Source organism: Streptomyces sp. NPDC107562 (assembly GCF_055657325.1).
Genome location: NZ_JBVKBE010000011.1, coordinates 20,614 through 33,036, shown reverse-complemented (window position 1 = coordinate 33,036; position 12,423 = coordinate 20,614). Strand labels below are relative to the sequence as shown.

The following is a 12,423-nucleotide window of genomic DNA, read 5'->3' as shown; positions in this document are numbered from 1 at the left end:
GGGTCTTCTGGTCAGCAGCCGGTGGCCTGTCGGGGCCGGGGGGGTGAGCAGGCGAAGCCTTGCTCGGATCTAAGACCAAGGAGGCCATGGCCTTGCGGTTCGAACATCGCGACTCCGAGATGGACACGAGCGTCGTCGACCGCGTGTGGCGCACCCGCAGTGACGCCGAGAGCACGATGACGTCCGCCGCGCGCACCTGCTGGAATCTGATCCTCTCGCGGACGCAGGGGCGCCTGGTCGCCGGCCTGCGCGGGCCAGAGACGAGGGCGACCACCGCGCCGGTTCCGGCGGACACGGAGTTTCTCGGGATCCGGTTTGCACTCGGCACGGTTCTTCGGCCGTATCCCGCAGCCTCGGTCATCGACGGGTACGTGCCGTTCCCGGTGACGGACTCGGGCAGGATCGTCATCGGCGGCGGGGACTGGGAGGCGCCGACCTACGAGAACGTTGAGCACTTCGTCCGGCGACTGCTGGACGCGAACCTGCTCGTTCGACCTCTCCTCGGGGACGAGGAAACTGTCGCCGACCATCCCGAGGCCGGCCGGAGCGAACGTACCCTTCAGCGTCGCTACCGCGCGCACACCGGACTGTCGCGAACCGCCATAACGCAGATCGACCGCGCAAACGCCGCAGCCACGATGCTGCGCGCCGACCACGACTGGCACACGGTCGTCGGGGCTCTCGGGTACTTCGACCAGGCCCACCTCGCACATGCGCTACGCCGCTACGTCGGGCGCACCGCACGCGAGCTGCAGGCGGGCGACCATGCCGCGATGTCGTTCCTGTACAAGACCCACCCTGAGCCCGGTAGTTAGCGTCGGCCTGCCGGCCTGCCCTGGCCGGCTGTCCGCGACCCGAACCCCGGAGAAGAACAGTGCTGCTCAGCGTCAACACCTTCATCAGTCTCGACGGCGTCATGCAAGGGCCCGGAGCCCCCGACGAGGACCGCTCCGACGGCTTCGACCGCGGAGGGTGGCTCGTCCCGCACGCCTCGGCGCACACCAACGAGGTCGTCGAGGGCTGGTTCCGCGAGGCCGGTGCGTTCCTCTTCGGCCGCACGAGCTTCGGTATGCTCGGCGGGTACTGGTCGAAGGTCACCGAGCCCGGCGACCTGATCGCCACCAAGCTCAACACGCTGCCGAAGTATGTCGTCAGCTCGACGCTGAGCGACGAGGAAGCCGACTGGAGCCCGACGACGGTCGTGCGTGGTGACCTGGTCGACGAGGTGCGCCGCCTTAAGGAGCTTCCGGGCCAGGAGCTCCAGGTCCACGGGAGCTGGAATCTCGTGCAGGCGCTGCACCGCACGGGGCTCGTCGACGTCTACCGGCTGCTCCAGTTCCCCGTCGTCGTCGGGAAGGGCAAGCGCCTGTTCCCGGATGGAGCGACGCCCGCGACGTTCGCAACTGCCGGAAACGGCTCACGCGTACTGCCCGGCGGCGTCGTGTCGCTGGCCCTCAGCCCCATGGGCTTCGGCGCGATCTCCGCAGGCGCCTACACTGTGGACGAAGGGCGCTCAGTGACGGTCCTCGACTGATGCGGCAGAAGGACCGGGGCCTCCGCTTCCCCCGTGACGCTTTCGGGACTTCGGGCGGACACCAGGAGTCACCGCGCACCAGGAGTCATCGCGCCCCAGGCCCCGGATGGAGCGGAGGTCCCCGCTGTCCGGGTGCGATGGGGCGCAGATCGTGGGGTGGCAGTATGAGCTGCTGCTCTCTGCTCACGGCTGGCCGGTGCAGCACGGGGGAGTGAGGAGACTGCGCGACGACAAGTTCCGGCGGTGGGCCGGAAAGTACGGCAGCATGCCCGACGCCCGCGTCACTCTCGCCGACGACACCGGCCGCGTGCTGGTCTCCTGGCCATGACGTGTGATTCCCCCAGACCCGCGGCCCGAAGGACTCCCTGAGGGGCTGGACTCTTAACCCCGCTGCAACGCGAGTAGCCCCCACCGTGACGTCCTCGCCTCGACCCGGACCCGGGCGCTGGAGGCGATGTGGGAGCAGGCCCTGATTCTCCTGGCTGGGGCGGGAATGTGCCCCGCCTCGCGACCCCAGCCGGATGCCGCTGTACCTGGCTGGCTTCGCCTGGGACCGGCTGCCGTTCCTGAACCGCATGGACGCGTTCTTTTTTCAGCCGTCGAAGATGCGCGGAACATGCCCGCTCACGCGTGGTGCCGGGACTTGGGCCGCTGTCCGGTCGTACGGCAGGAGGGGGGCAGCCTACGGCTTGCGGCCGGTACGGACGGCGGTGGTGACTGCGGCGATGGTGCCGGCCGAGAGCACGGCGGCGAAGCCGATCATGGTGGTCCTCAGCGGGGTGTGCTGGATCAACAGGCTGAAGGTCACCGAGGGCAGGCCCATGCCGATGTAGGCGATGATGAAGAAGACGGCCAGGACGCCCGCACGAGAGGCGGGAGCGGCGGCGATGGCGCTCTGGGTGACCGAGCCCTTGAACAGCAGGCCCGCGCCCGCACCGGACAGGCCGGCGGCCACCAGCACGAGCCAGAGGACCGGCTGGTAGAGCGACAGCGCGGTCAGCGCGAGGCCCACCGGGAACAGGATGGTGCCCACTGCCAGCTGTCGGGGCAGCGTGAGCCTGCCGAGCGCCAGCTGCGCGGCGGCGGACGCGGCGAACGCGGTGAACGGGACGAGCCCGATGGTGAACTGCGAGGTGATGCCCAGTTCACCGCGCACGATGATCGCGCCGAGGGAGGAGAACAGGCCCATGAGGCCGAAGGCGAAAAAGCCGACGGCGGAGGCGGCGCCGAACGCGGCGTGGTGGCCGGGGCGCAGCGCGAAGCGGACCGGGCGCGTCTTCTGGGTGGGGTGGGCCGTCACGGTCTCCGGGGTCGACACGACCAGCAGGCCCGCGGCGGCCATGACGACGGCGAAGACGATGTAGGGGGTGACCAGCGGGGAGGGGAACCATTGGGCGAGGGCACCGGCCACTAGGGGACCGAGCGCGAGACCGCCCAGGTTGGCGGCGGTGGATATCAGCCCGGGGACGGGTGAGTCTGCCCTGTCCGGGTGAGCGGCGCGGTAGAGGTCGGCGACGTAGGCGGTGGCGGTGGCGGCCATCAGCCCGACGCTGACGCCGGTGAGGAAGCGGCCGGCGAGCAGCCCGGCCAGGCTCGGCCACACCGACATGACGACGGCGGCCACGACGCCGAGCAGCAGCGAGGGCACGACGACTCTGCGGCGGCCCACGCGGTCGGACAGGTGTCCCAGGGTGGGGAAGGTGACGGCCGCGCCGACGACCATCGCGGCGAAGGCGAGGGTGACGCTGGTCGGGCCGAAGTGGTTGCGTACCTGGTAAAGGGGCCAGAGCGGGGTGGGGACTGTACCGAACGCCATCAGCGCGGTGAAGGCGGTGGTCACGGCCCACAGCCCGGCGCGCGGGGACAGGACAGCCCGGCGTCCGGCGGCGTGGTGAGCGGGCGAGGGGGTGTCCGCGGTGCTGGTGGCGGGCGGATGCGTGGTCATGGGTCATGCCTTTCTGCCTGCCCGCCGTAGGGGCCGTGCCGGCGGTGCCGGCCCCTGACGGCGGGCAGGGTCGCGATGGGGGGCCTGTCCACGGCTCGTCGCCGCGCGGTCGACACGGCCGCACGGGGGCCGGGACGTCAGGGGGTCAGCGGCGTGCGGGGAACGGGCCGCGGCGGACGCCCCCAGGGTGCCCGGGGTCGCGGGGGACGACCGGGAGGAGCAGGTAGGACGGCTCGTCGCCGCCGGAGACGAGGGTCGTGATGCCACCGAAGACGTCGGAGGGACGGTCGTCGGGGTCGTCGTGCAGGAAGATGGCGTGTCCCTTCATTTCCACGCCGTACGAGGTCGGCCAGGGGCCGTCACCGGAGAACTCGAAGTCGCGGCCCTGGACGGTCACGGCGAGGCGGTAGCCGGCCGGGACGACCACCGACGTCGGCCAGATCTCGATGTCCAGGGGGACGGCCCCACCCGGGGTCAGCGGGTCCAGGTGGTCGTGCGGGTGCCAGGGGCGGTACGGCAGGGACCGCTCGGCGTCGAGGGCGCGGTGCGAGGCGCGCAGCCAGCCGTGGGCGACGACGCCGGCCGGGTCCAGTGCGCTGACGAAGCGGACGTCGCGGCCCCCCGGGTCAAGGACGCGCAGAGTGAGGAAGAGGTCGGCGTCGGTGGTGCTGGAGGCGGCCACGAGTCGCGCCGCGGCCGGGCCGGTGATCTCGGTCTGCTCGCTGAAGGGCTCGGTGGTGAAGGTCAGTCCCTCGCCCAGGGCCTCGAAGGCGGCGGTGTTCCGGCCGGTGGGGGCCTCGGTGGACAGCGAGCCGTCAGCGAGGTGCAGGTAGAACTTCGTCCACTCGGTGCGTGGTAGCGGCCATTCCCGCTCGGCGCGCAGTTCGAAGCTGCCGTCGACGTGCCGGACGTTGAGTTCGACCGGCGGCTGCCGGTCCCAGCCGGTGTCCTCGCCCTTCAGGAAGTGGCCGAAGAAGCGCTTCTGTAGATCCAGGCCGTGCGCGGTGTAGAACTCGGTGACGTGGCCGAGGCCGTGCACCTCCAGCCACTTCTGCTCCGACGACGCCTGCGCCCAGCCCTCGAAGCCGCCACGGCTGTGCAGGCCGTGCGCCCAGTTGGCGGCCGACAGCAGCGGCACAGTGATCTTCGTCAGGTCAGCCGAACGCTCGGCGTAGAACTCGTCGGCGAGCGGGTGGGCCAGCAGGTCGGCGGCGGAGTCCCGGCGGTTGGCGGCCAGTTCCTCCTCGGTCAGGGTCTCGGGGCCGGCGATCGTCTCGCCGGTGTGCGGATTGCGCAGGCCGCGGTCGCCGAGGCCGTGCTGGGCGACCCGCACCTGGCCCGGGTACCACTTGGAGACGAACGTGTTGAGCAGACCCCCGTGGTGGGTGAACTCACGGTAGGAGTCGTTCGCACCCTCCCAGGGGATGATCGCAGCGAGGTGCGGCGGCTGCTGAGCCGCGACGAGCCACTGGCTGATCGCGTAGTAGGAGACGCCGAGCAGTCCGACCTTGCCGTTGCTCCATGACTGCGTGCCCGCCCACTCGATGCAGGCGGCGTAGTCGCGGGTCTCGCGCGGCGAGAAGATGTCCAGGAACCCGGGCGAGCGGCCCGCACCGCGCGAGTCCACCCGAACCACCACGTAGCCGTCGGGCACCCAGCGCTCGGGGTCGACGGTCTCCCAGTTCTGGTACGCGTTCGTGGAGCCCTCCAGGATCTCCGGGTACTCCTCGACGAGCGGCTCCCACATCATCGAGAAGCCCTCCTGGAACGCCATGCCCTTGGCGTACGGGCCGTGGTTCATGATCACCGGGTAGTGCCCCCCGGCCACGGGGCGGAAGACGTCGGCACGCAGGACCACGCCGTCCTCCATCGGGATGGGCACGTCCCACTCGACGCGCATGCCGTCCCGTATCTCGGTCTTGTGCTGGGCCATGCAGGTCACCTTCGTTTCGGCGCGTGGCCCAGTCCATGGGCCCCTCATGTGATGCGATCTCCCGATGGTGGCCACTAAAAAATAGAATTACAACTACAGAAGCCGGGGCGTCCACGCCGGACGGCCTCCGAAAAGGCCACTCAACCTCCCCGACCAGTACTTCGTACATGCTCCCGGAGGTGGCGGCGACATGCTCGAAGGCGTCCGCGGAAGGGAGGAACGAGACGCGCCTCACGAACTGGTGGTACTGCCCAGGATGGCGACTCGGGTGGCCCCACCCCACCACCCTCACCACACAAGGAAGGAACACAGGTCGAAAGTGATCCCAGCGGCCGGCACGACATGAGGGCGGACGATCCCGGAGCCTCCCGGCCGACGACGGAATACTTTGCAGTGATCACTGCAAAATGACTAGTCTGTCCTCATGGCAACAGCATCCGTCGAGAAACACGCAAGCGGCCAGCGCCTCACGCGCAAGGGGCAGGAGACGCGCCGGCGCATTGTCTCCGAAGCCGCCGCCCTGATGTACGAACACGGCGTCGCCAGCACCAGGATCGAGGACGTGCAGGCTGCCGCCGCGGTGAGCGCCTCGCAGATCTACTACTACTTCGGGGACAAGCACGGCCTCGTCCGCGCCGTCATCGACCACCAGTGCGACAGCGTGCTCGGGGTGCAGAGGCCACTGCTCGCCAACCTCGACAGCATGGAGGCCCTGGAGGCGTGGCGCGACGTGGTCGTGAGCATCCACCGGGACGGGCGCAACCAGCAGGGCTGCCCGATGGGCAGCCTGACCAGCGAGCTGTCCCGGTCCGCTCCGGAGGTACGGGCGGACCTCATGGCAGGCTTCGACCGTTGGACGCACGCGCTGCGGGAGGGCCTGCGCGCGATGCGGAGACGCGGCGAACTGCCCGACTGGGTGGAGCCCGAACGCTTCGCCCACGCACTGCTCGCAACGGTCCAGGGCGGCCTGCTGCTGACTCAGGCCCGCCGCGACACCGTCGTGCTTGAAGCGTCACTCGACACCCTCATCGACTGCCTGCGCGGTCACACCGGCCACTGACATCGGTTGCCGAGGCCCGCTGTGCGCTTGCGGCCACGAGGTCATGACACCGCTGTCACCGGCTCAGTGGTCCTCCACCTACGACGGCAAAAGCGTCACCTTGGCACCTTCGTCGGCAACTGGGCGCTTCCATGCCAGGCGCCCTACTGGATCCGCAGGGGAGAGGTCCACTGGAGCCGCCGACACTCCCCGGCAGAAATCGCCGACAACCGGGAGCGCGACCGCCGCCATCTCATCGAAGCTGTGGGCGGTTCGCCGACCACGCCGTCTTGGTCGCGCAGCGCGTTGTCCACCTGGTGACCGGCGAGCACGCGGATGACCTGGCGACTAACCGGTCAGCCTGACCATTCACAGGCTTAGCGAGGTTCGACTGGCCGACTGGAGACTTCGTATCGTTTCGCTGCGGACGGCGGTGATTCGGCCATTCGGCAGGCGTGGCGTTGGCAGACCGTGCCCGGACGATGAGCATGGGCGGCATGGTGGAGCACGCTACGGTCCTGCATGGCGTTACCCGGAACAAGACCCATCGGGGTGGATGGGTCGAGTACGAGCCGACTGGATGCGCTGTGGTTCGGTGCACCTGCGGCTTGGACAGTGGCGTTGTGCCGGAGTTGCAGGCGGCACAGATCGCCGATGATCACCGCCGGAAGGCTGCGGAAGCCCGCACCTGAACAACCGGCCGGCGATGGGGTCCCAGGCGTTCCCCAAGTACGGTCATCATGCAGCTCGTTCCGCTGCCGCATACTCCAGACCGACAGGCCAGCCAGCACCCGGAATTTCTCACCTTTTCCGGGTGAAGGCTCAGAAAGCCAGACGACGCCATAGTGGCAAGGGTCAGGGCAGGCGGCGTACGCGGGAGCCGTGAGAACAGGCAAGCGATGCGATGTGAGATACGTATCGACGGTGAAATATCGCAGACTCTCGCGGAGGCTTTCCCCGAGCTGGATCATGTGGTCGTAGGCGGGCAGACCGTTCTGTTCGGCTCGGTGGGCGAGCCGTCCGAGCTGTACAGGTTGTTGCTGCGCTGCCAGTCGCTCGGGCTGCACGTGATCGAGATGCGGCAGCTGCCGGAGGAGTGATCCCGGCACGCGCAGGAGCGACTTGTCGCGGGGAACCCGGCGGCCTTGATCCTGCGCTCGGAGCGGCGCCGAGCCCTGTCGTCGCACTCGGCCCGCAGCAGTTGGGAGAGGAAGCCGAGGTGGGACATCTGCTCGCGGCCGGCGGTCTCGGCGAGTTCGGGGGACTGGGACCGGATGGTCGGCAGCCGCTCATCCGGCACGTCTGGTCGACCGAGGTGGCAGCCTGCTCGGTCACAACTTGCCGATAAGTCTGGTCATACCTGCGGATCAATGGCCTCGCCAAAGCCGGTCATCGTGCGATCAGGCCTACCGGGTTAAGACCGTCTTCTACGGACGCGTCCGGCGTCCGGATCGATCGACTCGGCGGGCATGGCCAAAACAGACGCAGCGGGAAAGTTGACCATCGTTGAAGACGGGCAGTACATCAAGTCCAGACGGCACGGCAGGCTCATCCAGGCGCATACAGCGGTTGGCCGTCCGGGCAGTGGTAGTAATGATCATTGCAGCACTGTTGCCCTGCACTTGGCTTCACTTGTGCACTGGCGGTCGCTTGCACTCCGTGGCGGATGCGCGTGCCACTCCGGTCGCCATAGTCTTTGGTGCTGGCCTGCACGACCAAAAGCCTATGTCCTTCTTGGCACACCGTCTTGAAGCGGCCGTTGAGCTGTGGAATCAGGGGAAGGTACAGGCATTCCTGGTGTCTGGTGCGGACAGTCCGGAGGGCAGTGAACCCGACGTCATGATGGAGTTCCTGGCCGAACGTGGTGTGCCACGCTCGAGGATTGTACGTGACCATGCTGGATTCGATACATGGGACTCCTGCACTCGTGCCATGCGAATCTATGGCGTCACCGAGGCTCTTCTGATCAGCCAGGACTTTCACATTCGGCGCGCTTTGGCCCTATGCAGGGCGGCTGGTATGGGGGCGTATGGGATCGGAGTCAGTGAGCCGCGCGGACCACGGTGGTACAGCGGAAGCGTGCGCGAGCTTGGGGCTGCCTTCAAGGCCGCGTACGAAGCGGCGGTCACCCCGGATCCGGCAGTCCTTGAACCTGAGAGCGACGGAGTGCGTCGAGCGCTGGAGATAGAAGTCGCCTCGTAGTTGGTTGGATGGAGTGCTCTTGGCCAGGGTCGCCGACCTCACCCGCCATCACTGGCAAGGGCGGTGGCTTCCCGGGGGCGGTTACCACTCCTACGACCGCTGCATCCCGATCGTGGCGACCACGCTGGAGGAGCTGCGCGAGCACGACCCGGCCGGGCCCGCATTCTGGCGCTTCGGCCGCGACCACCGTGAGCCACTGCTGGCGGCGATCGGCAATGCCCGCCGGGATGCCGACCTCGCCCGCCGCCGCCAGGCCGCCCGGGAAGAACAGCGGCGCCGTGCAGAGCGGGAGGCCGCGGAGCGGGAAGCGCGGCGGCGGGTGTGCGCGGACTGCGGTCAGAAGTTCACCGACGAGAGGTGGAAGGTGGTCGGCTACAACCGGGACTGGGGTAAGCGGCAGTCGCACCCGAACCTGTGCGAGGAGGGCCAGGACCGGAAGAAAAGGCCGCCGCGCAGAAGGCCGGCGGCTGGCTTCTGCTTCTCCTCGTCGAAGCTGACGCTTCCGCCGCCGCTGAAACTTGCACACCACTGACCTGGTCTCATCGGGCTGCCGTCGCACTCGACGGCGTTGCCGTTCAAAACCGCCTCGGCGTTGATGAAGAACATGACCAGGCCGACGGTGAACAGAACATAGGCCAGGACCTGGAGCCATCGACGAGTCGCCATCCCTCACCCTTCAGGCACGAAAGCCTGCCGCGAATCGCATGGCTGACGATCGTCGTGCATCCGAGGTTCAGAAACAAGCGTCGTGCGCAGCAGGGGCCCGGGGGCGCTACCAGCGGGCCGAGGCGTTGATAGCGCGATCGGGCGCGAGCGACGTTATGGAGAGGGGTTCGCCTTGAGTGAAAACGGTCCGGCCTCGGCCACACCGTGCCGTGAGACGACGGTGGCTCCGGAAGGGGTTGACTCCGATGTTCGAGGAGTGCGGGTATTCGCTGTGCATTATCTAGCAGCGCTAGATGCGCAAAGCGGCGCAAATTGCTGCTCTGGAACGGACTCCCGCCAGGCCAGGAGGCGCTGGCTTTCTCCGATGCCCACGCCGGGGACGTCCTGCGACAGGCCGCCAAGGCCGGGCTCAAGCCCCGCAGCGATGCCGAACTGCTGCCGGTGCTCATCGGCTTGGTGGCCTCCAAGACGGCGGTGGGCGCCTAGCCGACTCAGATGATCCGGCAGCGGAAGGAGGGCCCCTACCAGCATGTGCTGACGGACCTGATCGGCTGCCTGGGCACCGCCGTGGCCGGCGCGGTGATGCTCACCACCGGCTTCACCCGGGCGGATGCGCTGGCGTCTCGGCTGGTGGCTGCGGTCATGCTGCGTGCCGGGACAGTACTGCTGCGTCGTTCGGAGTGGATCCTCTTGGAAGCTACTCCCGCGGGCGTGGACCCGGATGCCGTGGCTGCGATGCTGGCTTCCCGGCGCGGCGTGGTGGAGGTCCGGGATCTGCATTGTGTGGCGATGATGACGTCGGTGAAGGGGCGCCGGTTGCCATGGCGGGCGGGGAGGGGGCCGCAGGTGATGAGGGTGGCGCGGCCGGGTTCACCAGCCGTCGCCGATGTCGAAGTTGGCAGCGATCGGCATCCCGTCGTCCGCGAGCACCACCACGAGGTAGCCGTCGGCCCCGGTCAGCCCAGTGTAGAGCCGTTCGGCCAGCTCCGAACTCGCGACGTTCTCTGACCGTGAGATCACGGTGAGTATCGCGGGCACCTGGTCCAGCGCTCCCGAGCCTGGTTCGCGCGGGCCGGAGTACAGGGAAGCGCTCAGGTCGTTGTTGTCGAACCAGTAGGTGTATCCGTCGTGGTCGTCGGGTGTGATCGTGCCACCGTCGAACGGTGTTCCCAGGATGCGGGAGACGTCCGCCCACAGGCGGTCGCCGAATTCTCCGCTCCGGAAGCCGTCCGGCTGCGCGGGCCCGACATAGAAGTCGAAGTCCTTCTTGTAACCGTCGTACTGCGCGAAATCTGTCATCGGAATCTCTCTCCAGGTTGCCATGGACGGCGGGGAGCCGCCGCCCGCCGAGGCGGGCGGCGGCTCCCCGTTCCGGAGGACCGGCCTAGAAGTCCTCGTTGATTATGAAGTCTCTGCCGATGATCACGGCACGCTCCAGATGCCCCTTGTGGGAGAACTGCCTGAGGCCGTCCTTGGCGGCGTCTTCACTCATTCCGCCGGGCCGCAGGTCCACGTAGGCGACGTTCACCTGCTGATGTCTGTCCGCCTTCTCCAGGTGCTTCTTGAGTCCGTCACTGCGATGGCTCGTCATCGACTTGAAGTCGGCCCGCTTGTCGTCGACCCAGGCGTCACCCGCGTGCGGCGCCTTCTGGTCGTCGTTCCGGGACATCACCTTATGCCCCATGATCGCCAGCGTCAGGGCCAGCTGGAATTCGTCCGGCTTGTCGAATCCGAATTCGCTGGCGCCCTTCTTGGTGTTCTTGCGCTTCCAGGACTCGTCGATCCGCTCCATGACCTCTTCGGCTTCGTCGCGGTCCATGCCGCCCGTCAGCCAGTCCTTCAGGTCGTCACCGAGGTTGAACGCTCCGCAGCCGTCCCGCGCGCCACGGCGGCACATGTCCTCGTTCATCTCCTCGACCATCTCGTCGATGGGGTTGGAGAGGTCCCACTTCCCGTCGAGGATCTGATTCACCCGTTCCTTGCGGAGCATCGCCGCGATCTCGTGGTTGGTGAAGAGGATCTCCTCGATGCTCCGCGAGTACCGCGACGCGCCCGGCGGGGCGCTGCCGGAGCGGCCGTCCTTGTAGACGTACGAGGTGCCCGCGGCGCTGCTGTTTTTCCTGGGCTTCCAGCCCTTGGCGTTGCGCTCCGCCTCGGTGTCCGGGATGCCGCCCGTGCAGGAGATCTCACCGGTGTGGCACTCGGGCACGCCGAGTCCGGACGGGTCGGCGACGGTCGTCGGGTTGTTGTTGGCGTAGCTGTAGCCGTTGAGCGACTGGTGCTGGTCCGGCATCAGCAGCGGGTCGATGCTGATGAACTGACCCGTGGAGGTGTCGTACGCGCGAGCGCCGACCTGGGTGAGGCCGGTGGAGCTGTCGGCGCTCTTGCCGAGGAAGCCCTTGTCGTCCGGCCAGGTACCGACCGCGCTGCCGCGGACCGCGCCGAAGGGCGTGGTGTACCGCTTGCTCAGCGCCTGAGTGCTGTCGCTGCTGACGGAGACGGTGCTGGTGCCGTGGTGGTCACCCGAGAGATAGTGCACCTTCTCGGTGCCGGAGGCGTTGCTGCGCACCGCGATGTTGGCCCCGCCCACCGCGTAGGAGCGGTTGGCCCACTTCTTGCCGCTCTTTAGGTGCACCTCGGTGGCTCCGGGGTACAGCACGGTCTCGCCGTCCGTCGCGGTGCTGCGGCGGATGAGGAGGGTGCCGTCGGCGTCGTACAGGTAGTCGGTGGCCGCGGTGCCCTCGGTGAGCCTGCTCAGGCTCCCCTCGGGGTTCCAGAGCAGGGACTGCTTGGTGGCGGATCCCGCGGACTCCACACGGTTCTCGGTGTTGCCGGCCGCGTCGTAGGTGTACTGGGCGGTTGTCGCCGGGTCGCACGTCGCCGCGGTCGTGGTCGACTTCAGGGCGTGCTTGCGGGCGGGGTCGTAGCAGTAGGTGGTGGTGATGGGGGTCGGGACCGCCGTGTTGCGGGTCTCGGTCTGGCGCTGGCCGGACGCTGTGTAGGTGTAGCTGGTCCAGTACGGGGCCGCGCCGCCGAGGTTGGCCACGGTGCGGCCGGTCGTGGAGCAGTCGGCCGTCTTCGGCGTCCAGGCCTCACTCACTGGC

At 68.3% G+C, this 12,423-nt stretch carries 12 protein-coding genes and 1 pseudogene; 8 read left to right on the top strand and 5 right to left on the bottom strand.

The window, feature by feature from the left end:
- Window positions 1–92 precede the first annotated feature (92 nt).
- The 3 genes from ACZ7LV_RS26890 to ACZ7LV_RS26880 all read left to right on the top strand — a co-directional run bounded on the left by ACZ7LV_RS26890 (window position 93) and on the right by ACZ7LV_RS26880 (window position 1,862).
- Entirely contained in the window at window positions 93–815 is a 723-nt protein-coding gene (locus tag ACZ7LV_RS26890; RefSeq protein ID WP_471942890.1) for a helix-turn-helix domain-containing protein, read from the top strand.
- A 59-nt stretch (window positions 816–874) separates the two neighbouring features.
- Entirely contained in the window at window positions 875–1,534 is a 660-nt protein-coding gene (locus ACZ7LV_RS26885; RefSeq protein WP_471942888.1) for a dihydrofolate reductase family protein, read from the top strand.
- 151 nt (window positions 1,535–1,685) lie between these two features.
- Complete coding sequence (locus ACZ7LV_RS26880) at window positions 1,686–1,862, top strand: hypothetical protein (protein ID WP_471942886.1); 177 nt, start codon at window positions 1,686–1,688, stop codon at window positions 1,860–1,862.
- A 354-nt stretch (window positions 1,863–2,216) separates the two neighbouring features.
- Here the strand turns inward: ACZ7LV_RS26880 and ACZ7LV_RS26875 are convergent, their stop codons facing one another.
- Window positions 2,217–3,479: an MFS transporter gene (locus tag ACZ7LV_RS26875; protein ID WP_471942884.1), complete on the bottom strand. Its 1,263-nt coding sequence runs from the start codon at window positions 3,477–3,479 to the stop codon at window positions 2,217–2,219.
- 145 nt (window positions 3,480–3,624) lie between these two features.
- Entirely contained in the window at window positions 3,625–5,412 is a 1,788-nt protein-coding gene (locus tag ACZ7LV_RS26870; protein ID WP_471942882.1) for a CocE/NonD family hydrolase, read from the bottom strand.
- A gap of 424 nt (window positions 5,413–5,836) precedes the next feature.
- Between ACZ7LV_RS26870 and ACZ7LV_RS26865 the strand changes: the two genes are divergently transcribed.
- Window positions 5,837–6,472, top strand: a complete 636-nt coding sequence (locus ACZ7LV_RS26865; RefSeq protein WP_471942880.1) for a TetR/AcrR family transcriptional regulator — start codon at window positions 5,837–5,839, stop codon at window positions 6,470–6,472.
- A gap of 878 nt (window positions 6,473–7,350) precedes the next feature.
- Window positions 7,351–7,551, top strand: coding sequence for a hypothetical protein (locus ACZ7LV_RS26860; protein ID WP_471943202.1), 201 nt, complete (start codon window positions 7,351–7,353; stop codon window positions 7,549–7,551).
- 29 nt (window positions 7,552–7,580) lie between these two features.
- Here the strand turns inward: ACZ7LV_RS26860 and ACZ7LV_RS26855 are convergent.
- Window positions 7,581–7,786: pseudogene (locus ACZ7LV_RS26855) on the bottom strand (IS21-like element helper ATPase IstB); the annotation flags it as partial.
- A 258-nt stretch (window positions 7,787–8,044) separates the two neighbouring features.
- Between ACZ7LV_RS26855 and ACZ7LV_RS26850 the strand changes: the two are divergent.
- From ACZ7LV_RS26850 to ACZ7LV_RS26840, 3 genes are all read left to right on the top strand, one after another.
- Window positions 8,045–8,653, top strand: coding sequence for a SanA/YdcF family protein (locus ACZ7LV_RS26850; protein WP_471942878.1), 609 nt, complete (start codon window positions 8,045–8,047; stop codon window positions 8,651–8,653).
- Window positions 8,654–8,672: 19 nt separating this feature from the next.
- Entirely contained in the window at window positions 8,673–9,185 is a 513-nt protein-coding gene (locus ACZ7LV_RS26845; protein ID WP_471942876.1) for a hypothetical protein, read from the top strand.
- Window positions 9,186–9,631: 446 nt separating this feature from the next.
- Window positions 9,632–9,805, top strand: coding sequence for a hypothetical protein (locus ACZ7LV_RS26840; protein WP_471942874.1), 174 nt, complete (start codon window positions 9,632–9,634; stop codon window positions 9,803–9,805).
- Between the two features lie 384 nt (window positions 9,806–10,189).
- Here the strand turns inward: ACZ7LV_RS26840 and ACZ7LV_RS26835 are convergent, their stop codons facing one another.
- Together ACZ7LV_RS26835 and ACZ7LV_RS26830 are read right to left on the bottom strand one after the other, a co-directional pair.
- Entirely contained in the window at window positions 10,190–10,618 is a 429-nt protein-coding gene (locus tag ACZ7LV_RS26835; protein ID WP_471942872.1) for a hypothetical protein, read from the bottom strand.
- Window positions 10,619–10,703: 85 nt separating this feature from the next.
- Window positions 10,704–12,419: an RHS repeat-associated core domain-containing protein gene (locus ACZ7LV_RS26830; protein WP_471942870.1), complete on the bottom strand. Its 1,716-nt coding sequence runs from the start codon at window positions 12,417–12,419 to the stop codon at window positions 10,704–10,706.
- Window positions 12,420–12,423: the final 4 nt, after the last annotated feature.

Coding starts and splice junctions, on each gene's coding strand:
- ACZ7LV_RS26860 (WP_471943202.1), top strand. CDS start 7,351: ATGCGATGTGAGATACGTATCGACGGTGAAATATCGCAGACTCTCGCG.
- ACZ7LV_RS26865 (WP_471942880.1), top strand. CDS start 5,837: ATGGCAACAGCATCCGTCGAGAAACACGCAAGCGGCCAGCGCCTCACG.
- ACZ7LV_RS26870 (WP_471942882.1), bottom strand. CDS start 5,412: ATGGCCCAGCACAAGACCGAGATACGGGACGGCATGCGCGTCGAGTGG.
- ACZ7LV_RS26875 (WP_471942884.1), bottom strand. CDS start 3,479: ATGACCACGCATCCGCCCGCCACCAGCACCGCGGACACCCCCTCGCCC.
- ACZ7LV_RS26835 (WP_471942872.1), bottom strand. CDS start 10,618: ATGACAGATTTCGCGCAGTACGACGGTTACAAGAAGGACTTCGACTTC.
- ACZ7LV_RS26850 (WP_471942878.1), top strand. CDS start 8,045: ATGATCATTGCAGCACTGTTGCCCTGCACTTGGCTTCACTTGTGCACT.